Here is a 24,797-nt window from a genome sequence, read left to right on the forward strand (position 1 = left end):
TCCTTAATTATGATTAGTGATTGTTATTCATCACTTCGATTATCTTCATCGCTTCCAATGTATCTTCGACATCGTGAACGCGAATAATTTGTGCACCTTTCATTGCTGCGATGGTCGCGCAAGTCACGCTTGCTACCATGCAATCTGCAGGTGCTTTGTCTAGTACCTTAAAGATCATCGATTTTCTCGACATTCCCGCCAAGACAGGCAAGCCCAACGTATGAAACTTCTCTAGGTGCGCTAATAGGTGGTAATTGTGCTCGATGGTTTTACCAAAACCAAAACCAGGGTCTAGAATCAGCTGTTCTTTTGAGATACCAAACACCTCACAAGCTTCAACTCTTTCTTGTAAGAAAGCTTCCACATCCGTTAGAACATCGTCGTAACTAGGATTTGCCTGCATGGTTCTCGGTTGACCTTTCATGTGCATCAAGCAAACCGGAACCTTCGCATCAGCGGCAGCTTCTAAAGCTCCGGGCTCTTGCAATGCGCGCACATCATTGATCAAATCCGCACCCGCTTCAACAGCTTGACGCATCACTTCCGCTTTACTGGTATCAATAGAGATCCAAACATCAAACTTAGCGCGAATCGCTTTAATCGCAGGGATAACTCGAGCTAACTCTTCCTCAAGGGAAACATCAGGAGCTCCGGGGCGAGTCGACTCACCACCAATATCAATAATGCTCACTCCAGCTTGAATCATGCGCTCTGCTTGCAGTAAGGCATTATCTAGTGAATTGAATTTTCCTCCATCAGAGAAAGAATCAGGCGTGACATTGAGGATACCCATCACATGTGGGCGATCTAAAACGAGTGTTTTATTGTGTGCTTTTAATATCATGAAAGGCGGGTCTTAAAAGGTAAAAACATCTTGGCTATAAACAGAAAAACCCTGAGCGTACTCAGGGTTTTAATTTATAACTTAGCGATTAAGAATCTTTGTTTTGAGCATCATCTGTTTCAGATTTAACTTCTTCAACTTTCGACTCTTCAGCTTTTGGTTCGGCTGTTGCTTCTTCTGATTTCGCTTCAGGTTTAGCTTCTTCCTTTGTAGGTTCTGCTTTCGCCTGATCACCCCAACCAGCTGGCTCACGAATGTCGTCTTTACGTTCCATCAAGTCATCAATCTGACCTGCATCAATCGTTTCAAACTTCATTAGCGCGTCTTTCATCGAGTGCATGATATCCATGTTCTCTTCAAGAATTTGCTTCGCGCGAGCATAGTTGCGGTCGATTAGAATACGAATTTCTTCATCGATCAGCTTAGTCGTATCATCAGAAACATGTTTCGCTTGGCTCATACCGCGACCTAGGAAAACTTCGCCTTCTTCTTCAGCATATAGAAGAGGACCCAGTTTTTCAGAGAAGCCCCACTGCGTTACCATCTTACGAGCAATATCAGTTGCACGTTCGATATCGTTAGACGCACCAGTCGACACTTTGTCTTTACCGTAGATAAGCTCTTCAGCAAGACGACCACCGTACAAACTAGAAATCATTGATTCTAGGTGTTGACGAGACATACTTACGCGGTCTTGTTCAGGTAGGTACATCGTCACACCAAGTGCACGACCACGGGGAATGATTGACACCTTGTACACTGGATCGTGTTCAGGTACCAAACGACCAACGATTGCGTGACCCGCTTCGTGGTAAGCCGTTGACTCTTTCACTTCTTCAGACATAACCATTGAACGGCGCTCTGCACCCATCATAATTTTGTCTTTCGCAAGTTCAAACTCAACCATAGATACATTGCGCTTGTTACCACGAGCAGCAAATAGCGCCGCTTCGTTCACAAGGTTCGCAAGATCTGCACCAGAGAAGCCTGGAGTACCACGAGCAATCAGCGATGGTTCAACATCACCTGATAATGGCACTTTACGCATGTGTACTTTAAGAATCTGTTCACGACCACGTACATCCGGTAGACCAACCACAACTTGACGGTCAAAACGACCAGGACGAAGTAATGCAGGGTCTAGTACGTCTGGACGGTTAGTCGCAGCGATAACGATAATACCTTCGTTACCTTCGAAACCATCCATCTCAACCAGCATTTGGTTCAGTGTTTGTTCACGTTCATCGTGACCACCACCAACACCAGCGCCACGTTGACGACCTACAGCATCAATTTCATCGATAAAGATGATACAAGGTGCTGCTTTCTTCGCTTGTTCGAACATGTCACGCACACGAGATGCACCAACACCAACAAACATTTCAACGAAGTCAGAACCAGAGATAGTAAAGAACGGTACTTTCGCTTCACCAGCAATCGCTTTTGCAAGCAATGTTTTACCGGTACCCGGAGGACCAACCAACAGGATACCTGTCGGGATCTTACCACCTAGCTTTTGGAAGCGGCTTGGGTCACGAAGGTAGTCCACAAGCTCTTTCACGTCTTCTTTTGCTTCGTCACAACCAGCAACATCAGCAAACATCGTTTTGATTTGTTCTTCGCTCATCATTCGAGCTTTGCTCTTACCGAAAGACATCGCGCCTTTACCGCCGCCACCGCCTTGCATTTGACGCATGAAGAAAATCCATACACCAATCAGTAAGATCATTGGGAACCATGAGATGAAGATAGTGCCAAGCAGGCTCTGCTCTTCAGGTGGTGTACCCTGAACTTTTACGTTTTGATTAATTAAGTCATCAAGAAGCTTTTGATCATAAACAGGCATGTAAGTTACATACTTAGAACCACCACCACGACGTGTGAAAGTGATTTCGCTGTTATTGAACTGTGCGTCTTGAATCTGGCCTTGGCCAACTTCCTGTACAAACGTGGTGTAATCTACTGCTCTGCCGTTACTTTCCCCAGGGCCGAAGCTCTGGAATACCGACATCAACACTACCGCGATAACAAGCCACAGAATTAAATTTTTTGCCATGTCACTCAAGGTGTAAGCCTCTCGATAACTAATTGTAATTAAAGGTAGGGTACTACAGTTTGTAACCTGTAGCCATGTTGTTAACTCTCACTCTTGGAAGAGAATCGTTAACCTTTGTAACCAGTGGCTACGATAAACACTTCACGAGATCGAGCTCGAGAAGAGTCGGGTTTTCTAACTTTTACTGTTTTAAACATCTCGCGGACGTCCTTAACGTATTGGTCAAACCCTTCGCCTTGGAATACTTTTACAACAAAACTACCATTGGTAGCTAGAACTTGTCGACACATATCCAAAGCTAATTCAACTAAATACATAGCTCTTGGCTGATCCACAGAATTGTTGCCTGCTATATTAGGTGCCATATCTGACATCACGACATCAACCATGTTTGGTTGTATACGTTCCAACAAGGCATCTAGCACAGCTTCTTCGCGGAAATCGCCTTGTAAAAAGCTAACACCAGCAATCGGATCCATTGGTAACAAGTCACACGCAATGATTTGTCCGTTGTCTCCAACAATCTTAGCAGCATATTGAGACCAACCGCCAGGTGCTGCACCCAAATCCACAATGGTCATCCCAGGAGACAGCAATTTATCTTTCGTTTGAATCTCTTCCATTTTGAAATAAGCACGTGAACGATAGCCTTTCTTTCTTGCTTCATTTGCGTACTTGTCGTCGAAGTGTTCCTTCAACCAACGGCCTGAACTGGCCGAGTGTTTCTGTTTGCTCATTGGATACCTAAATTGGAGGAAAGTACTAATTGCTGAATAAATTATAGTGTTCAGCTTTAGATGGCGTTAAAATAGGTTTTTTCAACCCTAATAGTAAAGAAAATTGGCCGCGTAATGAACCTAAGTACCAAACAAAAGCAGCATCTAAAGGGCCTAGCTCACAGTTTAAAACCTGTTGTGCTAATGGGCGCAAATGGACTTACTGAAGCTGTTCTAGCGGAAATCGAATTAGCTCTAGACCACCACGAACTGATCAAGATTAAAGTTGCATCAGAAGACCGTGAGACTAAGCAACTGATTATCGATGCAATTGTACGTGAAACTAAAGCTGAGAAAGTACAGACTATCGGTAAAGTTCTAGTACTGTTCCGTCAGTCAGAAGCACGTAAAATCGAGATTCCACGTAAATAAGCGAGCTTAATATAAGCTAACTTCACTAATAGGAAGCCACAGCGCTTATCTTTTAGTGTAGCGTGAGAAACGAAAAAGGTCGCATTTAGCGACCTTTTTACTTATCAGAAACAAAGAAAATTCAATTAGATATATTCTACTTTGTCGATTTCGAAGTCTTTGTCACCACCTGGGGTGGAGATCATGACTTCGTCGCCTTCCATTTTACCGATAAGGCCACGAGCAATTGGCGATTTCACAGAAATGCGACCCGTTTTGATGTCTGCTTCGTCTTCTGAAACGATTTGGTAGCGAAACTCATCATCTGTATCCACATCAATCAGTGTCACTGTCGTACCAAAGATAATCTTGCCCGTATTATCCATTTGCGTTACATCGATGATCTGAGCCAGTGATAGCTTATATTCAATATCACGGATCTGAGCTTCACAAATACCCTGCTCTTCACGAGCGGCGTGGTATTCAGCATTCTCTTTCAGGTCACCTAGTTCACGTGCTTCACCAATAGCTGCTGAGATAACAGGGCGTAGCTTAAGTAGGCGATCTAATTCGTCACGTAGCTGCTGAGCGCCACGTACTGTCATTGGAACCTTTTCCATTTTTTACCTCTATGCCAAAGCTTTCTTTGGCCAACATAAATACACCCAACGTATTTATTGGGTGATAGAAACAAAACGATTTGGCTTAGTGTAAACAAACTTTATGGCTAAATCACCTTTATTCCACTTTGCGTTATAAAAGCTTTATCTAGGTCTAAATTACAGACATCACAAAAATGAATAATAACTCCCCCATCAATAAGCAGAGAGTTAAATACCTAAAAAAACAAAAAACAAACAAAATAAACACAGATCACACTTTTATAAAAACAACTTTAAAACAAGAACTTAAACAACAAGAGATATAATAAAACAGTGTTCATTTTTTAGTTTTATATCATTTTACTAACTGACCATGGAACTTTAGAGGTAAAAAGTAACCCATGGATTGCACTGGCATTTTTCAGACTTCTGTTCTAATCATGATTATGAAGCCTGATTAATACAGGCAATACACAAAAGGGTTCAAATCCTTGATAAAACTTCTATGGACAGTAATTAGGAAATAATAACATGAACAAGACTATGATCGCGCTTGCTGTATCTGCTGCAGCTCTTGCTACTAACGCAGTGGCAGCGGACGGTAAACAAGCTGGTGGTATTGACGGTACTTCTGTATACAGCTCAAACGGCACTTCTCTAGAGATTGGTGGTCGTGCGGAAGCTCGTCTATCTCTAAAAGACGGCAAAGCTGAAGACAGAACACGTGTACGTCTAAACTTCCTAGGTAAAGTTGAAATCCAAGACGGCCTATACGGTGTTGGTTTCTACGAAGGTGAATTCACAACTAACGAAGACGGCGGCGCGACTGATAACAGTGATAGCAGCGATATCACTAACCGTTACACATACGCAGGTATCGGCGGTGACTTCGGTGAAGTAACTTACGGTAAAAATGACGGTGCGCTAGGTGTTATCACTGACTTTACCGATATCATGTCTTACCACGGTAACTCAGCAGCACACAAAATTGCTGTAGCTGACCGTTCAGACAACATGGTTTCATACAAAGGTCAATTCCAAGACCTAGGCGTTAAAGCTAGCTACCGCTTTGCTGACCGTCAAGAAGGTGTTGTTAATGGTTGTAACATCGGTGAATACTGTGACAACGATGCTGATGGCTACTCGCTATCTGGTATCTACGCAATTGGCGATTCTGGCTTTAAGCTAGGTGCTGGTTACGCTGATCAAGACGAGCAAAACGAATACATGCTAGCGGCATCTTTCCGCACTGAAGCTCTATACTTTGCTGGTACATTCACTGACGGTGAATTAGCCGATAAAAATGGCGATTACACCGGTTACGAATTCGCAACTGCGTACACGCTAGATAAAACTGCATTCACTCTAACGTACAACAACGCAGAAACTGACGGTGAAACTTCAGCTGACAACGTTGCTATCGATGCGACTTACTACTTCAAGCCTAACTTCCGTACTTACATCTCGTACAACTTCAACCTAATCTCTAAAGGTGACAAGATCGGTACTGTAGGTTTTGGTGACGGCAGTGCATCTAAAGCAGACGCTGAAGACGAAATCGCTCTAGGTCTACGTTACGACTTCTAATTCTGATTAACTAATTGATTAATTAGTTAATTGAGAATCAAAACGCCCGCTCTCTAGCGGGCGTTTTTTATATCTGTATACTGAAAACATCAGCCATCCAAGACAATCTTCTATGCGCCTTCTATCCACACTACTGGTATGTAGTTTTTCCATTAGCGCTTTCTCTGTTAACGCTTTCGCATACGCCCCTCTTGATACACTGCCCGATGGTAGTAGTGCGAGTTTGATACTCCAATCATTGAGTGATGATTCAAGCGAGCTCAATTCCAATAGCGATAACTTTTATCCACCAGCCAGCACGTTAAAACTGGTGACGGCTTTAGCCGCTAAATTAGAGCTGGGAGACAACTTTCACTACACGACCAGCATCGCTCGTTCTGGGAATGACTCAATCATTTCATTTAGTGGCGACCCGACCCTACAACGAGAACAGCTAAAAAGCCTTTTAGCTCAATACGCAAAATCTCAATCAAGAACCATCAAAGGAAACTTATACCTCGATAACTCGACTTTTACGGGCTATCAACGAGCCGTTGGTTGGCCTTGGGATATTCTAGGCGTTTGTTACAGCGCGCCTTCTAGCGCAATGACTTTAGACAGCAACTGCGCACAAGCCTCTATTTATACAAAAGATAATGGTTCGACACGCGTTTACATTCCCGCTCACTATCCGATAGACGTGACGACCACTGCAGCCACGGTAACTCGTTCTGGGCAGAAGGCGACACAATGTGACTTAGAGCTCATCACCACATCAGATAACGCTTACAAGCTCTCTGGTTGCTTGGTTGAGCGTAAAAAGCCACTGCCACTCAAGTTCGCTATTCAAAATCCAGAACTTTACACTTATCAAGTCGTTACATCGCTTCTCAAAGAACTGAAAATCGAAGTAAAAGGTAATGTGATTATTGGTAAAAAAGCGAAAGCAGACAAAACCACGTTAGTCGCTAGTCACAACTCAGAAAAGCTTCCTGAACTGCTCGATATCATGCTCAAGAAGTCGGATAACCTTATCGCAGACAACCTAACCAAAACTCTGGGTGCAACATTTTATGTTCAACCGGGTAGCTTCAATAACGGTACTGAAGCGATTAAGCAGGTATTGCTGACCAAGGCTAATATTGACCTCAGTAAAGCGCAGCTCGTCGATGGTTCAGGACTATCCAGAAATAACCGAATGAGGTCACAGACCATGGCGCAGGTGCTTCGTTATATCTGGGAAAACGATCAACAGCTCAACCTGATTGACGCTATGCCTACATCTGGCACTGATGGAACGCTCAAATACCGACAAAGCATGAGAAAAGCGCCGATTCAAGGCAATATTATCGCCAAAAGCGGTTCTCTATACGGAAGTTACAACATGGCGGGATACGGATTAGATAAGGCGGGAAAACCAAGCTCTCTGTTTGTGCAATTTGTCCGTGATTACTTCCCTGAAGAACAAGATCCAGACAAACCAGTAGAAGCACCTATCACCCAGTTTGAGCGTGCTTTCTACAAAGATGTGGTCGAGTTCAGTCAAACACAAAGCACATCTAAGTAATGCTTAGCTCTATGTAAACTTCTACTTTAATAACAAAAATGACGCTGAAGACCTTCAATCTTCAGCGCCATTTTTATTTCTCAGATGTATTTAGCTATTTTATAGGTGCCCATTTTTATAAGAGCTAAGCGATTCCTAGGAATGAGTTCACGACAGTGAAGTAGATCCACATTCCTGAGATATCAACTATCGAAGCAAGTACTGGGCTCACTAACACGGCTGGATCAAGCTTAAATAGCCTAGCAACTATCGGTAACCCTCCGCCGAGTACAGTTGATATGGTCACCTGAATAAACAGCGCGACCGCAATCGCTAATGCAATCATGTTGATGTCATAACCACCTGTCGATTGGTTTTCACTAAATAGCAAAATGCGCCCAATCATCACTACGGCAATCGCTAGAGCTAGACAAATAGCAACTCTAAACTCTTTCCACAGAACGTTAGCCCATTGGCGTTTTTTCAACTCACCTGTGGCTAAGGCTCGGATCACCAAAGTCGCGGCTTGTGTTCCGGTGTTACCACCAGCAGCAGCAATTACCGGCATGTAGATTGCCAAAAGTACCAACTGACTGAGAATGTCTTCATACTGAGCAATGATAAGCCCTGAGACGATTCCCAATAGTGCTAACGCAATAATCCAACCGATACGCTGCCTAACGTGGCTCATGACGCCAGTAGAAAGATAGCCCTGCTGAGGTTCTACCTCTGAGTAAATCAGCCCTAGTTGGTGAGCTAGATGTCGAGAGCGCTTCTCATAGCCCTGCTCTTCTAGCTCACTAAGTAAAGTCTGAATCGTACTAAGAGAGCATTGCCCCAGCACTAACACCGCATCTTCGAGCGGCATTCGATTCAAAAGGTTAATTTGTTGTTCACGTCCGTACTGTTGAAATGCATTCGATACAGCTTGGATGTCTTGCTCTGAGTACAGAGCTTCAATAGATAAAAAAGTGTTGTTCATTACCGTCATGGCGAATCTCCCGATTGGCAAAGGTAACGACCATCAAAACAAATAGCCTATAGCTAATACACCATGAGCGTACAGCTAAGCGCACCAAGAGCTGAAAGCTACTGATGTGTCTACTTGTTAGAATCTAGTGTGTGGAAAAGAATGCGGGGGAAAACAAAGATACCCTACCTGAACGGCAGGACAATAGATCAATACCGAGACAGGTTATTCTTCTCCACTCAAACTAGGAGGATGGTCGGTATTGTTCATAAAAATCTCCAGAATTACTGTCAATATGACAGCGCGCATAGTGTAGCAATAGGCGTTTCAAAGTTTCGTCAATTTTAAGTCAATAAAAAAGGCATCCGTGGATGCCTTTGGTTCAATTATTGATGTGCATTATTACTTAATAGTAATACGAGCAAACTTACGCTTACCTACTTGGTAAACGGCAGTACCTGCTTCAGGCACGAATTTGCTGTCTTCAATCTTCTCGCCTTCAAGCTTAGCCGCGCCTTGCTTGATCATACGCATCGCATCAGAAGTAGAGTTTACAAGACCTGCTTCTTTTAGAACGTTCGCAATTGGCAGGCCAGCTTCGAATTCGAATTCTGGCATCTCATCAGGAACTTGGTTCTTAGCAAAACGGTTAACGAACTCTTGCTCAGCGGCTTCTGCATCTGCTTCACTGTGGAAACGAGCGATGATCTCTTTAGCAAGAAGCACTTTAACGTCACGCGGGTTCTTACCTGCATCAACGCCAGCTTTCAGTTCCGCAACTTCTTCAAGAGGACGGAAAGACAGCAGCTCGTAGTAGCTCCACATTAGATCGTCAGAGATAGACATGATCTTACCAAACATCTCGCTTGGTGCTTCGCTAATACCGATGTAGTTGTGCGCAGACTTAGACATCTTCTTAACACCGTCTAGACCAACAAGTAGTGGCATCATCAGTACCGCTTGTGGTTTTTGACCTGCCGCTTTTTGCAGTTCACGACCCATTAGAAGGTTAAACTTCTGGTCAGTACCGCCAAGCTCAACGTCGCTCTCTAGTGCAACAGAGTCGTGACCTTGTAGAAGTGGGTACATGAATTCGTGGATTGCGATCGGTTGACCACCAGCGTAACGCTTTTTGAAGTCATCACGCTCAAGCATACGAGCAACAGTTTGGTTAGAAGCAAGACGAATCATGCCTTCAGCACCAAGCTCAGATAGCCATTCAGAGTTGAAACGAATTTGCGTTTTCGCAGGATCTAGAATCTTGAATACTTGCTCTTTGTAAGTTTCAGCATTCTTCAATACGTCTTCACGGCTTAGCGGTGGACGTGTTGAGTTTTTACCTGATGGGTCACCAACCATTGCAGTGAAATCACCGATAAGGAATGTCACTTCATGACCAAGCTCTTGGAAAGCACGAAGCTTGTTAAAGATAACCGTATGGCCTAGGTGGATATCTGGAGCTGTTGGATCGGCACCCAGCTTAATGCGTAAAGGACGACCTTCTTTTAGTTTTGCAATCAGTTCGTCTTCTGGAATCAGTTCTTCTACGCCACGTTTGATCTCGGCTAGTGCAGCTTCAATACTCGCCATTCTTGTTCACTCCCACAGATTTGGCAAAAATACATTAATTAGACATCTTACTTGAATAGCGATGTATTTTGAAACCAGTTACACTATTCCGTCGTCGATTTTCATAATATTTACAGAACGAACCGGAACATGTTGTCTATTTTTGCACGCCTTCCTATTTTGCACCGGGCTTTTATCGCATTTTTTAGTGCCATAATTTTCGTCGCGATTTTCTTACTCCCCGACGTCAACAGTTTGCGTGACGATTCGGGCGCTTTAGTTGTGGGAAAACATTACCCACTGACTATCAATGCCTCTGCGCTTATTAGCTCAAGTGACGCTCCACCGACGGCAGTGCTCAATTGGGAGAAATACACCGTTCGTTCTGGCGAAAGCACCTCTGTTTTATTTGAACGTATTGGCCTCTCATACCGTCTGCTGATCACGCTACTCAATACCAATAATGATATTAAGAAGCAGCTGTCTAATCTAAGACCTGGTGATGTCTTGCAGTTCGGCTTTGATGAAAACAACGACCTTATTCAGCTAAAAAGACAACTTAGTGCGTTTGAAAGCTTCAAGATCAATAAGTCTGGCGATTCTTTCTCATCAAGTTTCGACAAAAAAGAAGTGGCATACCAATACAATTATGCCGAAGCCAACATCACCTCTAACTTCTGGAACGCTGGCGTCAGCGCAGGTTTAACCGCAAACCAAATTATGGAACTGGCGGGCATCTTCGGTTGGGATATCGACTTTGCGTTAGATATTCGTAAGAACGACAGCTTCAAAATCTTATACCAAGAGAAAGTGGTTGAAGGTGAAGTGGTTGGTCGCGGTAAGATCATGGCAGCCGTATTCAAAAACCAAGGCGACTCATTTACCGCGGTATTGGATGATAAGAGCGGAAACTACTTCGATGAAAATGGTCGAGCAATGAAGAAAGCGTTCTTGCGCTCACCAATTGATTTTCGTCGCGTAACATCGAACTTTAATCCTACCAGGAGACACCCAGTAACCGGTAAGGTTCGCGCTCACCGCGGCACTGACTACGCAGCTCCTGTTGGCACGCCTATCTGGGCAGCCGGTGATGGTATTGTTCAGAAGTCGGGTTACAACCAATTCAATGGTAACTACGTGTTTATCCGCCACAGCAACACCTACATCACCAAGTACCTGCACATGAAGCGACGTATGGTGAAAACGGGTCAGCGCGTAAAACAAGGCCAAACAATTGGTACTTTGGGTGGCACAGGTCGTGTAACTGGCCCGCACTTACACTATGAATTCTTGGTTAATGGCGTACATAAGAATGCGCGTACCGTGAAATTGCCTCAATCTAAGTCTTTAACGGGTAAAGCAAAAGCAACATTTATTGCCAACTCAGAGATTCGACTGAATAACCTTGAGCGATACGGCCAGTTGCTAGCGACTAATTAGGCTACTAGCGACCAATTAGATTAATAGCCCTATAAACCAACGAAAAGAGCGCCCACTAAGGCGCTCTTTTTTATGTTCATCGAACCACTATATCTACTATTTTTCAGACTTCTTGTCTCGCCCTAGCATTAACAGACATGGTGTCAGTACCAAGGTCAATACTGTCGCAAATGCCAAACCTCCCGCAATTGCCGTAGCGAGTTGCGACCACCACTGCGTACTCGGAGCGCCGAATTCTATCTTTTGATTAATCAGGTCGATATTCATCTCTAGCACCATCGGCATCAAGCCTAAAATGGTGGTGACTGTAGTCAGCATTACTGGCCTTAAACGTTGCACACCGGTTCTTAGAATCGCATCTCGCTTATCCAAGCCTCTTTTAATCAACTGGTTATAGGTGTCGATCAGCACGATATTGTTGTTCACCACTATACCTGCCAGAGCAATCACTCCAATACCAGACATCACTATGCCAAACGGGCGTTGGAAGATAAGCAGACCAACAAACACGCCAACCGTTGAGAACAACACAGCACTAAGAATCAAAAACGCTTGATAGAAACTATTAAACTGAGTAATCAAAATCAAAGCCATTACCGCCAAAGCAACCAAGAAAGCACTTTGTAAGAAGGCGGAAGAGTTTTCTTGTTCTTCATTTTGACCACGGATACGAAATTCTACACTACTCGGTAGCCCAAGTTCACTCAACGCTTGCTCAATCTTTGGCAGCTCGAGTGCAAGGTTATAACCCTCTTCCATATCCGCCATGATGTTCACCACACGCTTACCATCAAGGCGTTTAATCGTATCTTGCTTATGGTCGGGAACAATCTGAGCAAAGTTGGTGATCGGCACCAAGCCCGCAGGTGTTTTGACTCTCAGCTGGTCGAAGCGTCCGATATCCCTTTTATCATTCGGGTAACGCACCAAGATATCGACCTCTTCTGAAGAGTCATCGGGCAGATAATCACCAATCTTGAGACCATTAGTCACGAATTGAACGGTATTACCCACCAAGGTCGCATCAGCAGCAAAACGCGCGGCATCATCGCGGCGAATATCCACCTTCCAATCGATGCCGTCTTTACTCGCGGTATCACTGATATTGGTCAGTGCCTGATTGCCATCCGCCCAACCTCTCACGATTTTTGCAGCCTGATTAAGTTGCTCTGGCGTTCTTGCCGACAGCTCAATCACTAAGTCATTTTCAACCGGAGGCCCAGCATCAGGGAACTTATATTCAATCTCAACACCAGCGTATTGATCGGTTTGTACCTTCAATTCATCAATGATCGCTTTAACGCTGCGGCGGTATTGCCAGTCAACCGGCGTAATTGAGATCAAACCAATCTGGTCGTCACCACCAGTACGCGTGTAAACGGTATCGAACTCATCATGATTGAGCATCATCAGTTCAATATCACGCATGATGTCATCCTTTTCTTGGATAGACAGATCCCCATGCGAGCGAACTTTGACATTAAAGAATGGCGGATCAACTTCTGGGAAGAACTCTGCACCTAGGCCCGCTTTGGAGTAAGTAAACCCAACCGCAACCGCGAGCAGTATCGCACTACAAAGAATCTTAAAAGGATGCTTAATCGCAATCGACAGTGTGTGGTAATACGCTTTGGTTAAGCCTGTTGCTTGTGAAAAGTCGCCATTATGCAGTGCGACCATTCGAGCTTGGCTCTGAGACGATACGTATTGCGGTTTGCCAATCAAACCTCCCAGCACAGGCACAAACAACAGCGCCATAATTAACGAAGCAGTTAACGTAGCGATCAGAGTTAGTGGTAAGAACTTCATGAATTCGCCCGTCACATCCGGCCAAAACAACAACGGAGCAAATGCGGCTAAGGTTGTGGCAGTCGATGCGGTTATCGGCCACGCCATCCGTTTCGCGGCATCTCGGTAAGCGGCTTTGCGCCCTTCACCCTCTTGCATTCGCCTGTCTGCAAACTCGGTAACAACAATCGCGCCATCGACCAACATACCCACCGCCATGATCAGAGAAAACAACACTACGATGTTGACGGTTAAGCCAAACACGGAAAGAACCAATAACCCGGTTAGGAAGGAGCCTGGAATGGAAATACCCACTAACAAAGCGGTACGCACACCAAGAATCGCGATGATAACGGTCACCACCAGAATAATGGCGGATAGAATATTGTTTTGCAGATCATTAAGCATGATCTTCACATCTTTAGATTCATCCCAGGTGTATTTGACCAATAGGTTATTTGGCCATTCAGCTTGCTGCTGAGCACCAGCCATTACCGCTTTGACTAGCTCAACCGTTTCGATGATGTTCTCACCTGCACGCTTCTTGATATCCAACACCACCGCAGATTTGCCATCTAAACGGGCAAAGCTCTCTGGATCTCGAAACGCTCGACGAACCGTAGCGACATCGCCAAAAGTGACCACCTGCTTGCCATCCACTTTAATAGGCAACTCAAGCACGTCTTTTAAGGAATTAAACACCGAAGGGACTTTGACAGAAAAACGTCCGTAGCCAGTATCAACAAAACCAGCGGCAACTACTCTGTTATTCAGAGCGATCAAGTTATAGATATCCGCTTGATCTAAGCTGTAGCTTTCCATCAACAGCGGATCGACAATGATCTCAACAATGTCATCGCGATCGCCCGCAATATCGACTTCAAGGATTTGGCGATAGCTTTCTAACTTATCTCCAAGCTCTCGGGCAATTTGTACGATAGTGCGCTCAGGAACGGTACCGAATAGCACAACAGACAGAACAGGTTGCTCAGAAGCCAGCGTCACTTCATTTACGGTCGGCTCATCACTGTCTTCTGGCAGTTTTGGTTTAGCCAGATCAACCGCGTCACGCACATCGGCCATCGCTTTGGTGAGATCGACGCCGACATTAAACTCCAACACAACAGAGGCATGCCCTTCTGCTGCTGTTGCTGTCATCTCTTTTACGCCTTCAATCGACCTCAGCTCTTGCTCTATCGGCCTAACCAATAAGCGTTCGGCATCGGTTGGCGAAATACCTTGGTGCCCAACAGAGACATAGATAATCGGGATAGTAATGTCTGGGCTCGATTCTTTGGGGATCGTGATATAGGTGACAACACCAGCGATCAAGATAAGCGCCAAAAGGGAGAGCATTGTTCGAACACGAGACAAGGCTGCATCAATAATTGAATACATCGGCAATCTCCTACTCTGCGGTTACATTTGAGGGTTCAGCACCTTGCTCAACAGCAATCACAGTATCACCATCACGTACAAAGCCTTGACCTACGGTGATGATGTCGACGCGTTGACCTAGCCCAGTGAGCCACACTCCATCTTGTTCGGCCTTTACTAGCTGAATGCCTACAAACTTCACCGTTGGTGAGTCACTAGCAGAAACCAAGGTTTTGACCCCGAGGTTACCCGCCTCATCCAATGCCAGCATCGCCGGTGTTATCTTGATTGCGTCTCTTGTTTCTAGGTTGAGTTTTACTTCGGCACTGACACCTGCAGGTAATAGGCCTTTGGAGTTATCGATTTCAATCTCGATTGGAAAAGTATTGGTAGAAGCAGAAGATATTCGAGAAACATAACGCAGACGACCTTCTGCTTCTTCTCTCCCTAACAGGCGAACCAAAGCGGATTGATTGACTAACAAATGCTGGATATGACGTTCACTGACATCGGCTTCGATGACCAGAGGGTCGAGGTCAATCACGCCCGCGACCGGATCGCCAACCCCAACAAAGTCACCAAGCTCAACCATTAAGTCTTGAACCACACCCGAAAAAGGCGAAGTAATGACAGTATTCTTTAAAGCCAATTCCGCATTGCGCATCATGGCTTTTGCTTCTGTTAATGAAGCCTCTGCTGTGGTGTAGGCGATTTCGCCTTGCAGCCCTCTTTTCTTCAGTGACTGCGCCGCTTTAAACTCTTTTTGCTTCAAGCGATATAAAGCCGAGGCTCGCTCAAGTTGAATTTCTAAATCACCCTTATCTATCTGGGCAATGGCTTGTCCAGCTTTAACCATATCCCCCTTAACAACGTTCAATCTGACAATCTTGCCCGCGACTTCTGCACCTAGACGAGCATGCCGATCGGGCGCCGTTCTTCCATAGAGATCAATGGTTTTAAAGGTCGGTGATGAGGTGAATGTTTGAAAGGAAACCTTAGCCAACGGAATTTCTGTCGCCTTTTTTTCAGGTGACTCTTCTGCTTGCCCTACGCCTAAACCAAGCCAGATCGACAACAACACGACTAGAGTCAGAGAAACCAGCCACGGCTGCTTCAATTTCTGAAAAAGTGGTGAGTTAGAAAATAGAGTGGGCATAACAAATCCTTTTGTCCGATGTAATTCAGGCGCGCTAGTTAGCTTAATACCGTGATGTGCAACTTCCTTATGCACAAAGGTAACCTTAACAGACCAATCCTCAACGAAGTTGGACGCTATCGACAGTTTAAAAAATATGCCGTGTACTAAAAATGAGAGGAATACCTTGAAAAGTAATAAGTTACTAAGTAAAAACAAAAACGCCGAACATAAGTTCGGCGTTTGAAATGTTTCTAATACAGCTTTGAGCTCAAGCTATTTTCAACTCATGCTATACGCTGAATGATGCACCACAACCACATGTTGTTGTCGCGTTCGGGTTGTTCACAAAGAAACGAGCGCCTTCTAGGCCTTCTGTGTAATCAACCATGCCGCCCATTAAGTACTGTAGGCTCATTGGGTCAACAACCAGCGTTACACCGCTGTTTACAATCGTAGTGTCGCCATCATTTACTTTTTCATCAAATGTGAAGCCGTATTGGAAACCGCTACAACCACCACCTGTAATGTATACACGCAGTTTTAGTTCTGGGTTTTCTTCTTCAGCAATTAGCGTTTGTACGCGGGTAGCTGCTGCATCAGAAAAAGACAATGGGATATTTACTTCGCTCACGACAACCTCTCTTACCTGTGTCAAAAACAACATGATACAAATCTAATTCGAGACCAGTGTTGTTGAGTATTTTCTTATATTCCAGTGATTATCTAATACCTGACTGAAACGTTCAAGTATTCACCACAGGATCGGTCCTTTTACTGCTGTAAACTCGCCAATATCTAACAATTAAAACGTGTAACCACACAAAACAACCAGATTCGGGTGATTATCTGGGCGAAAGCATTCCTAGTTGGATTAGGGATAGGTACAATGCGTGCCAATTGGTCCGACAGTCAAAAGAGGATATATCAATGACCAAATCAGCAGAGCTGTACGAAAAAGCACAGCAAACCATTCCTGGTGGCGTAAACTCTCCAGTTCGTGCATTCAATGGCGTAGGTGGTTCTCCAATCTTCGTTGAACGCGCTGATGGCCCACTTATTTTTGATGCTGATGGTAAAGCGTATATCGATTACGTTGGCTCTTGGGGTCCAATGATCCTTGGTCACAACCACGCTGTTATTCGTGATGCTGTGATTGCAGCAGCTCAACGCGGCCTTAGCTTCGGTGCTCCAACCGAAACTGAAATCAAAATGGCTGAACTGGTATCTGAGATGGTTCCATCAATGGAACAGCTACGTATGGTGAGCTCAGGTACAGAAGCAACAATGAGCGCGATTCGTCTAGCTCGTGGCTTCACTGGTCGTGACAAAATTCTTAAGTTTGAAGGCTGCTACCACGGCCACGCAGACAGCCTACTTGTAAAAGCAGGTTCTGGTGCTTTGACTCTAGGTCAACCAAGCTCTCCAGGCGTACCAGCTGATTTTGCTAAGCACACGCTGACAGCAACCTTCAACAACCTAGACTCTGTACGTGAGCTATTCGCAGCGAACAAAGGCGAGATCTCGTGCATCATCGTTGAGCCAGTTGCGGGCAACATGAACTGTATCCCTCCTGTAGAAGGCTTCCACGAAGGTCTACGTGAAATCTGTGACCAAGAAGGTGCATTGCTAATCTTTGATGAAGTAATGACAGGTTTCCGCGTTGCTGAAGGTTGTGCTCAGGCTTACTACAATATCAAGCCTGACCTAACGTGTCTTGGTAAAGTGATCGGCGGCGGCATGCCTGTGGGTGCTTTCGGTGGTCGTAAAGAAGTGATGCAATACATCGCACCAACTGGCCCAGTTTACCAAGCAGGTACGCTTTCAGGTAACCCTGTTGCAATGGCTGCTGGCTACGCATGTTTGAACCTTCTACGTGAAGAAGGCAACGAAAAGCGTCTAGCTTCAAAAACTAAGCAACTGGCAAATGGCTTCAAGCAACTTGCTGACAAGCACGGTATCCCGATGCTAGTACACCAAGTGGGTGGTATGTTTGGTTTCTTCTTCACCGACCAAGAAACTGTGACGTGCTACGAAGATGTAACTAAGTGTGATGTAGAACGCTTCAAGCGCTTCTTCCACCTAATGCTGGATCACGGTGTTTACCTTGCTCCTTCAGCATTCGAAGCAAGCTTTACTTCTCTTGCTCATGGTTCAAAAGAGCTGGATGCGACACTAGAAGCCGCTGACCGTTCTCTTGCTATCATTGCTGCTGAAAGCAAATAATCGAAAGCACTTTATAAGTCGCTAACCGATTGAATTTAGGGCTGCATTAACGCAGCCCTTTTTAATACATCGACTAAATTAAACTCGAGTATTTCCGCTTAGATTACCCGTCAATCTGTTCGAAAATTTGACGAAAAGCGTCTAACGTTCCCAGAAAAGGAAAACCAACAACATCAGCGTACCAAGGAACATTCTGAACCAAGGGATCTCTTTTTTTGTTTGCTGTTGTTCGTCTTGGCATTTCTGATCTTTATCACAGCATCCCATAATCAAAACTCCTCATTGCTAACTCTCTGTTTTGCAGCCATTATAAACTCAGAACGCAAATATAGAGACCATTACCGTGTCAGAAAAAATCAAAATCAATTCCAGCCACTGGGTGATCATCATTGCCCTGCTTGCGGCGGCTTATGCTTGTTACCTGCTTATAGAACCATACGTTAACTCGATTGTGATGGCCTTTATCATTTCACTTTTAATGTTCCCGATCCATGAGTGGCTTGAAAAGAAGATACCGAATAAAGAAAACATCGTCTCCCTGCTTTCTTGTGTCATCTTAACCTTTATTATCGTTATCCCTTTATTAGCGGTGTTTGCAGCTATTGTGCAGCAAGGTTCTTTGTTCTCTCAGAACACCTACCAATGGGTAACACACGGCGGCATTCAAACTCTGTTCGAACACCCTTTGGTCGTGAAAGCCCTATCGTTTGTGAACAACTATCTGCCTTTTGACAATATTGAACCTCAAGCGATCGCACAGAAGGTCGGTGAATTCGCAACAAGCTTTGGTTCTAAACTTGTTGGGATCAGTGCAAAAATCCTTGGTGATGCGACCAACTTCTTGATGGACTTCTTCTTGATGTTGTTTGTTCTATTCTTCTTGTTGAGAGATCACGACAAAATCATCAGTGTAGTACGTCATATTCTTCCGCTATCTCGCAGCCAAGAAGACAAGCTCCTCACTGAGATTGAGCAAGTTTCTAAATCAGCAGTTATGGGCTCGTTCTTAACGGCAATCGCGCAAGGTTTTGCCGGCGGCTTAGGTATGTGGATTGCAGGTTTCCCAGGGTTATTCTGGGGTACCATGATGGGCTTCGCCTCTTTCATCCCTGTTGTCGGTACAGCACTAATCTGGATCCCAGCGGCGACCTACTTATTCCTAACCGGTGATACTACGTGGGCAATTTTCCTAACGGTTTACTGTGTGGCGATCGTTGGCTCAATTGACAACCTTCTGCGTCCGCTACTAATGCAAGGCAGCGCAGGCATGAACACCCTAATGATTTTCTTCTCCCTACTGGGTGGTATTCAACTGTTCGGCTTGATTGGTCTTATCTACGGCCCACTGATTTTTGCGATTACCATTGTTCTATTCAACATCTACGATGAAGAGTTTAAGGACTTTTTAAATCAGCAAGACAAGAGTTAAACCGCTCTTCAATCACATACTTGCCGAACGAGTATTAAACACTTCAAGCTTTGGGCGGATTATGCGAAAATCCGCCCTCATTTTTTGCTAACGATTCAATAGAGTGTCCTATGTCAGCTTATATTGCCCCAAGCCAGATTGCTGAGCGCCAACTTGCCTACTTTGAAGGCAAACATGTTTTAGTTGCCGGTGAGGCTGAAGACTTATTCCCTGTTGAATTAGCCAAGCATTGTGAATCTGTCTCTGTATTCACCTCTAATTACAGCTACTACCGTCAGCTTGAAGGTCATAGCAGCATCCAACGTTTTTACGGTGCTGAGTTTACCGAAGAGACCAAAGCTGACTTAGTGATGCTCTACTGGCCGAAAGCCAAGGCAGAAGCTGAGTATTTATTGGCGATGCTGTTTGCCAAGCTAGGTAAGGACACAGAGATTGTCGTTGTCGGTGAAAACCGCTCTGGCGTGAAAAGTATTGAGAAAATGTTTGCGCCTTACGGCAAGGTCGTAAAATACGATTCAGCGCGTCGCTGTTCTTTTTATTGGGGTCAATGCTTCGAGCAGCCACAAGCTTTCAACTTACAAGACTGGTTTAAAACCTACACGGTGAACATTGGTGAGCAATCACTTACCGTGAAAAGCCTTCCTGGCGTCTTCAGCCACGGTGAATTCGATGTGGGCAGTCAACTGCTGCTGGATACTTTGCCAAAACTGAAAGGCAAAGTTCTGGACTTCGGTTGTGGTGCAGGCATTTTAGGCGCTGTAATGGCATCTCGTAACCCTGATATCGAGCTAGAAATGTGCGACATCAGTGCATTTGCCGTAGCATCAAGCCAAGCAACACTCGAGGCAAATGGTTTAACAGGCAAAGTCTTCGCGTCAGATGTCTATTCTGATACAGCACAAAACTACCAGTTCATCATCAGTAACCCACCATTCCACTCAGGTTTAGACACCAGTTATAGCGCGACTGAGACCTTACTTGCGCAGGCACCTAAACATTTGAAGCGTTCTGGTGAGATGATTATTGTCGCGAACAGTTTCTTAAAATACATCCCAATTATTGAGCAAGCTTTTGGAAAATGCGCGACTCTAAATAAGACCACCAAATTCGCGATCTACCACGCAAGTAAGTAGCCTCTCTAGCACAGCGCAGGGTCATTATCTGCGCTGTCTGTTCATATTTTTATCAAAAGTCTATAAAAGTGAGCTTTTGCACACGCTTTAAATACCACTTACTTGTCAAAGTAAAAAAACTCGTTAATTTCGTTAAATTGGAAACCATTAATTCTATTCTCTGTACTTGTTTTCGCCCCTTTTAGCAGTACATCAAAGGAAAGTAGTACCCAATTTATGTTTAGATTTTATCGTAAGCAGAAGTTTAAGCGCCTTCAAAATACCCTAATGCTGGCATTTCTTGTCCTCAGTATTACTCCAGTGACACTTATCGCGATATTTTTCCTTCAATCGCACAGTCAGGACCTTCAGGAACAAAGCACCTCACACCTTGTTTCAGTCCGTGATACTAAGCAACAGCAAATTGTCGATTACCTGCAAGCTCAAGAATCCCAAGTCATGGGCTTTGTTCGCTCAGAACTAGCTAATGCCAGTGGCGGCCGATTCTATGGATTAATCAATGCCTTCCAGCGACTTGGTCTAGATATTGACGAGGCACGCAGTAATGCGCAGCAACGCTACATTCAAGGATCGGGCGACCAGATCAAAACGTCGATTCTTCCAGAGTCCAGCAGCTTTATTGGAAGCGAACGTTATCGCTTACTGCACAAGCGCTACCATAATGCTTACCTAGAACTCCTTAAACGCTCTGATTTTGACGATATTCTCTTAGTTGATATCAACGGTAACGTCGCTTATTCCGTCTTTAAAAATGACGATTACGGCACCAACTTGCTGACTGGAAAATACAAGAACTCCAACCTAGGTATTACCTTTCAACGACTAGCCAAAGACGTAACCGACCGACGCAAATCTAACGAAGATTACACGCCGGTTATTGTTTCTGACTTTAAAGACGAGAATGGCAAACAGACCGCATGGTTAGGTGCACCTATTGTTCAACAAGGCTACCTACACAGTTACGCGATGTTTAGGCTACCAATCAACGGCATTACTAAGTTGATTGCGGATCTCAACAAGAGTTCGAACATTCAAACGCTGCTTGTGGGTGACGATCACCTGCCGCGTAGCCTTGCCCATTCACAAGAATCAATCAACTTGAGCTTAGATGTTGTCGATAAAGCATTGGCTGGTGAAACGGCGGTTGGCACCTTCGACAACACCCTAGATCAAGCGATCATCGCGGCATATACACCAATTGAGCTGAAATACGCAACATGGGCTCTAGTGGTTGAACTACCAGAGAAAGAGGCGTTTGCCCGTATTCATCAGTTAGAAAAGATCTTCGTGATCGTGATGCTAACGGCGATCATTCTCGTAGTCGTTGCATCGCACTATCTGTCTAACTTCATCACATCGCCACTGCTTAAACTGACGTGGGCAGCTGAAAAAGTATCGGCGGGTGATCTTGATGAGACGATGATCAACACCGAACGTAAAGATGAAATCGGTCGCTTGGCAGTCAGCTTTGAGCGAATGCAGCGCTCTATTCGTGAAAAGATGCAACTCATCAAAAGCCAAAATGATGAGCTTGAAGACAACCTCAAGACCATTCAAAAGCAAAATGAAGAATTACAGCTTGCCAATAAACTGAAAGATGAATTCTTAGCGACTACCTCTCACGAATTGAGAACACCTCTGCATGGCATGGTGGGTATCGCTGAAGCACTGATATCAGGCGCGAATGGTCCTATTCCGGCTAACCAGAAGTACCAGTTAGATATCATCATCAATAGTGGCCAACGATTGGCGACCTTGGTTGATGATCTGCTTGATTATCACAAGATGCGCTATGGCAGCTTAGATATTAAGAAATCAGCCGTTGATTTATCTGCTGCCACCAGCTTGGTCCTAGAGTTGTCTCATCACCTATTGGGCAATAAACCAATCCGTATTATTAACCAAGTCCCAAGTGATTTAGGGCTGGTTTCATCGGATCCTCAACGACTTGAGCAAGTGATGTATAACTTGGTCGGCAATGCCATCAAGTACACCTCAGAAGGTAAGATTGTTATCTCTGCCAGCGTTATCGATGACAACATTCGTGTACAAGTTGTCGATACTGGCCAAGGTATACCAGCCGAGTATCTTGAACACATCTTTGAGCCATTGATTCAAGCAGGCCAAGATGCGAGTAACTACCGCCAAGGTGCAGGCCTTGGATTATCAATCAGTCGCCAGCTAATCGAGCTAATGGGTGGCTCGCTGTACGTAAGTAGCCAACCGATGCTTGGTACCACATTCAGCTTTACTCTGCCTTTGGCTACAGAAAAAGAGCTTAAAAACTACAACGAATCAGGCAGCTACTCGCACTTCCAAGCGCCTGATTTAATTGATAACGCGCAGCAAGAGAACAGTGTAATCAGTGAGAACCCTGATGGCCCACTCTTAGTTATCGCAGATGACGAACCCGTGAACCTGCGAGTATTAGACAGCTTCTTGAAATTAGAAGGTTATCGAGTACGTACTGCATGTGATGGCCCTGAAACCATTGAACTGATTGAAAAAGAGAAGCCAGAGCTGCTTCTACTCGACATCATGATGCCAGGAATGAGCGGCTATCAGGTTTGTGAAGCACTGAGAAAGCAATACGATCATGCTCAATTGCCAATCATCATGCTAACAGCCCTCAACCAAGCAGAAGACCGTGTACGCGGTTTCGAAGCTGGCGCCAATGACTACTTGTCTAAACCGTTCAACAAACAAGAACTTGCCGCTCGAATTACAGCGCATCTTTCAGCTAGTAAAGCTGAACAAAGACGCCTTGAAAACGACCAACTGCAACTCGAGCTCAAACATAGAGCGATGGTTGAAGCTAACTTGTTAGAAACTCAAGGGCGCTTATTAGAGCAACTTGAATCGGCACCTGAAGCCATCATCTGTATTCGTGATGACCAACGTATTCGCTTTGCTAACGAAGCGGCGGCAAAACTATTCAGACGCGGGCAGGAGCAACTTAAACGCTCAATGGCCGACGAGATCATTGCGCCTAAATACCTTAAAGTGGAACAAGCCCACTACTGCGGTGACATTGACATCTATATAGACGACACACGTCAGCGCATACCGAGTGACATCCTTAAGCTACCTGAAGGTTCAGGGCTCGACACCATGTATATCTTTAATGTCGGTGGTGGAGTTAACTCAAACCGAATCAATAACCTTGAAACGGCGGTTGAGGCTCTTTCTAGTTATGCCTTTGAAGGCGACAAAGATAAGTTACAGCAGCTGAAAGAGCTTGGCGGGGAGTTTACTCGTCTTGCTGACAAGGCAACCGGTGAAGGTAAAAACAAACAAGAGTTGATGCGTGAGGTACTGGTCGATGCCATGACTAATGCCATCATCTACTGGGAATCGGTGACTGGTGAAACCAAGTTTGCTTTCGCCGAGAAGAGTGGCTTGTGGCGCGTCTACTTAGACCGCAGTACGCTGCAAACTCGAACGCTAGACAAATACCTACGCGTAGAAACGCTGCCGAAAACGCCTCGCTGGCGAACGGTACTGAGCTCAATCGAATTCATACTGGAACACTGCAAAGAACAGACGCCAGAAAGAACCCACATTGAGATGCTAAGGGATAAACTTCAGAAACTACTGACCAGTTAAACCTTGAACCAACATCACCAAATCAGCCCACCTAGCGTGGGCTTTTTTGTACGTACTTTTCTCACTCAAAGCACAATATCGTCAATCCAAATACACTTTTTTCACTGCTTTAAACAAGCAAAATGACACGTTACTCAAGCTTAAACAATCACCAATCCAATCGCTATTTTGAGCCTTATTCTTGGCTGAATTTCACATTCCTCCGACTCTTTGTTGTAGTTTGAGAAGCGAGTCACAACAGAACGGCAGATTTAATTTTCTAGGGAAATTTAACGTAAAACTGGTAAGTGACCGAGATCTACAATTATACCAACGCATGGTAAAGCATTATAATAAAAAGCCTTTAAAGTTAGTGGCCACTTACAATCAACAATTACCACAAA

Annotated in this window: 17 protein-coding genes; 8 read left to right on the forward strand and 9 right to left on the reverse strand. The window is 44.7% G+C overall.

Annotated features, from left to right (window positions below; translation table 11 throughout):
- Positions 1–13: 13 nt before the first annotated feature.
- From folP to rlmE, 3 genes are all read right to left on the reverse strand, one after another.
- Positions 14–844 carry a dihydropteroate synthase gene (gene folP / locus MSG35_RS15595; protein ID WP_248384491.1) on the reverse strand — a complete coding sequence of 277 codons (831 nt, stop codon included), beginning with the start codon at positions 842–844 and terminating at the stop codon, positions 14–16.
- Between the two features lie 88 nt (positions 845–932).
- Entirely contained in the window at positions 933–2,900 is a 1,968-nt protein-coding gene (gene ftsH / locus MSG35_RS15600) for an ATP-dependent zinc metalloprotease FtsH (RefSeq protein WP_086775330.1), read from the reverse strand.
- A 107-nt stretch (positions 2,901–3,007) separates the two neighbouring features.
- Positions 3,008–3,637, reverse strand: coding sequence for a 23S rRNA (uridine(2552)-2'-O)-methyltransferase RlmE (gene rlmE / locus MSG35_RS15605; protein WP_017059396.1), 630 nt, complete (start codon positions 3,635–3,637; stop codon positions 3,008–3,010).
- 114 nt (positions 3,638–3,751) lie between these two features.
- Between rlmE and yhbY the strand changes: the two genes are divergently transcribed.
- Complete coding sequence (gene yhbY / locus MSG35_RS15610; protein WP_004738252.1) at positions 3,752–4,048, forward strand: ribosome assembly RNA-binding protein YhbY; 297 nt, start codon at positions 3,752–3,754, stop codon at positions 4,046–4,048.
- A gap of 125 nt (positions 4,049–4,173) precedes the next feature.
- Here the strand turns inward: yhbY and greA are convergent, their stop codons facing one another.
- Entirely contained in the window at positions 4,174–4,647 is a 474-nt protein-coding gene (greA, locus tag MSG35_RS15615) for a transcription elongation factor GreA (protein ID WP_017059397.1), read from the reverse strand.
- Positions 4,648–5,160: 513 nt separating this feature from the next.
- Here greA and MSG35_RS15620 point away from each other — a divergent pair.
- Together MSG35_RS15620 and dacB are read left to right on the forward strand one after the other, a co-directional pair.
- On the forward strand, positions 5,161–6,216 hold the full coding sequence (locus MSG35_RS15620) for a porin (RefSeq protein ID WP_248384492.1): 1,056 nt from the start codon (positions 5,161–5,163) through the stop codon (positions 6,214–6,216).
- Positions 6,217–6,328: 112 nt separating this feature from the next.
- Positions 6,329–7,762, forward strand: coding sequence for a serine-type D-Ala-D-Ala carboxypeptidase (dacB, locus tag MSG35_RS15625; RefSeq protein ID WP_248384493.1), 1,434 nt, complete (start codon positions 6,329–6,331; stop codon positions 7,760–7,762).
- A 124-nt stretch (positions 7,763–7,886) separates the two neighbouring features.
- Here the strand turns inward: dacB and MSG35_RS15630 are convergent, their stop codons facing one another.
- Positions 7,887–8,732: a magnesium transporter gene (locus MSG35_RS15630; RefSeq protein WP_210472483.1), complete on the reverse strand. Its 846-nt coding sequence runs from the start codon at positions 8,730–8,732 to the stop codon at positions 7,887–7,889.
- A gap of 381 nt (positions 8,733–9,113) precedes the next feature.
- The gene (gene tyrS, locus MSG35_RS15635; RefSeq protein ID WP_017059402.1) at positions 9,114–10,301 is read right to left on the reverse strand and encodes a tyrosine--tRNA ligase; all 1,188 of its coding nucleotides are present in this window, start codon (positions 10,299–10,301) and stop codon (positions 9,114–9,116) included.
- A 129-nt stretch (positions 10,302–10,430) separates the two neighbouring features.
- Here tyrS and MSG35_RS15640 point away from each other — a divergent pair, with 129 nt between their 5' ends.
- The gene (locus MSG35_RS15640) at positions 10,431–11,720 is read left to right on the forward strand and encodes a peptidoglycan DD-metalloendopeptidase family protein (RefSeq protein WP_248384494.1); all 1,290 of its coding nucleotides are present in this window, start codon (positions 10,431–10,433) and stop codon (positions 11,718–11,720) included.
- 96 nt (positions 11,721–11,816) lie between these two features.
- On the opposite strand, the gene MSG35_RS15645 is transcribed toward MSG35_RS15640, so the two are convergent.
- The 3 genes from MSG35_RS15645 to erpA form a co-directional block, all read right to left on the reverse strand.
- Positions 11,817–14,906: an efflux RND transporter permease subunit gene (locus tag MSG35_RS15645; RefSeq protein WP_248384495.1), complete on the reverse strand. Its 3,090-nt coding sequence runs from the start codon at positions 14,904–14,906 to the stop codon at positions 11,817–11,819.
- A gap of 10 nt (positions 14,907–14,916) precedes the next feature.
- The gene (locus tag MSG35_RS15650; protein WP_248384496.1) at positions 14,917–16,041 is read right to left on the reverse strand and encodes an efflux RND transporter periplasmic adaptor subunit; all 1,125 of its coding nucleotides are present in this window, start codon (positions 16,039–16,041) and stop codon (positions 14,917–14,919) included.
- Positions 16,042–16,312: 271 nt separating this feature from the next.
- Entirely contained in the window at positions 16,313–16,654 is a 342-nt protein-coding gene (erpA, locus tag MSG35_RS15655; RefSeq protein WP_004734539.1) for an iron-sulfur cluster insertion protein ErpA, read from the reverse strand.
- A gap of 296 nt (positions 16,655–16,950) precedes the next feature.
- Between erpA and hemL the strand changes: the two genes are divergently transcribed.
- The 4 genes from hemL (at position 16,951) to MSG35_RS15675 (ending at position 24,414) form a co-directional block, all read left to right on the forward strand.
- Complete coding sequence (gene hemL / locus MSG35_RS15660; RefSeq protein WP_060982636.1) at positions 16,951–18,246, forward strand: glutamate-1-semialdehyde 2,1-aminomutase; 1,296 nt, start codon at positions 16,951–16,953, stop codon at positions 18,244–18,246.
- 343 nt (positions 18,247–18,589) lie between these two features.
- Positions 18,590–19,675: an AI-2E family transporter gene (locus MSG35_RS15665; protein ID WP_248384497.1), complete on the forward strand. Its 1,086-nt coding sequence runs from the start codon at positions 18,590–18,592 to the stop codon at positions 19,673–19,675.
- A 110-nt stretch (positions 19,676–19,785) separates the two neighbouring features.
- Entirely contained in the window at positions 19,786–20,808 is a 1,023-nt protein-coding gene (gene rsmC / locus MSG35_RS15670; protein WP_248384498.1) for a 16S rRNA (guanine(1207)-N(2))-methyltransferase RsmC, read from the forward strand.
- A gap of 216 nt (positions 20,809–21,024) precedes the next feature.
- A complete protein-coding gene (locus MSG35_RS15675) occupies positions 21,025–24,414 on the forward strand; it encodes a response regulator (protein ID WP_248384499.1) in 3,390 nt (1,129 codons plus the stop codon).
- The last annotated feature ends 383 nt before the right edge of the window (positions 24,415–24,797 follow it).

Origin of the sequence: Vibrio sp. 1CM23M, assembly GCF_023161755.1 — a bacterium.
GTDB lineage: Bacteria > Pseudomonadota > Gammaproteobacteria > Enterobacterales > Vibrionaceae > Vibrio > Vibrio coralliirubri.

Excerpts from the sequence above, each read along its gene's own strand:
- folP (WP_248384491.1), bottom strand. The coding sequence starts at position 844 with ATGATATTAAAAGCACACAATAAAACACTCGTTTTAGATCGCCCACAT.
- ftsH (WP_086775330.1), bottom strand. The coding sequence starts at position 2,900 with ATGGCAAAAAATTTAATTCTGTGGCTTGTTATCGCGGTAGTGTTGATG.
- rlmE (WP_017059396.1), bottom strand. The coding sequence starts at position 3,637 with ATGAGCAAACAGAAACACTCGGCCAGTTCAGGCCGTTGGTTGAAGGAA.
- yhbY (WP_004738252.1), top strand. The coding sequence starts at position 3,752 with ATGAACCTAAGTACCAAACAAAAGCAGCATCTAAAGGGCCTAGCTCAC.
- greA (WP_017059397.1), bottom strand. The coding sequence starts at position 4,647 with ATGGAAAAGGTTCCAATGACAGTACGTGGCGCTCAGCAGCTACGTGAC.
- MSG35_RS15620 (WP_248384492.1), top strand. The coding sequence starts at position 5,161 with ATGAACAAGACTATGATCGCGCTTGCTGTATCTGCTGCAGCTCTTGCT.
- dacB (WP_248384493.1), top strand. The coding sequence starts at position 6,329 with ATGCGCCTTCTATCCACACTACTGGTATGTAGTTTTTCCATTAGCGCT.
- MSG35_RS15630 (WP_210472483.1), bottom strand. The coding sequence starts at position 8,732 with ATGACGGTAATGAACAACACTTTTTTATCTATTGAAGCTCTGTACTCA.
- tyrS (WP_017059402.1), bottom strand. The coding sequence starts at position 10,301 with ATGGCGAGTATTGAAGCTGCACTAGCCGAGATCAAACGTGGCGTAGAA.
- MSG35_RS15640 (WP_248384494.1), top strand. The coding sequence starts at position 10,431 with ATGTTGTCTATTTTTGCACGCCTTCCTATTTTGCACCGGGCTTTTATC.
- MSG35_RS15645 (WP_248384495.1), bottom strand. The coding sequence starts at position 14,906 with ATGTATTCAATTATTGATGCAGCCTTGTCTCGTGTTCGAACAATGCTC.
- MSG35_RS15650 (WP_248384496.1), bottom strand. The coding sequence starts at position 16,041 with ATGCCCACTCTATTTTCTAACTCACCACTTTTTCAGAAATTGAAGCAG.
- hemL (WP_060982636.1), top strand. The coding sequence starts at position 16,951 with ATGACCAAATCAGCAGAGCTGTACGAAAAAGCACAGCAAACCATTCCT.
- rsmC (WP_248384498.1), top strand. The coding sequence starts at position 19,786 with ATGTCAGCTTATATTGCCCCAAGCCAGATTGCTGAGCGCCAACTTGCC.
- MSG35_RS15675 (WP_248384499.1), top strand. The coding sequence starts at position 21,025 with ATGTTTAGATTTTATCGTAAGCAGAAGTTTAAGCGCCTTCAAAATACC.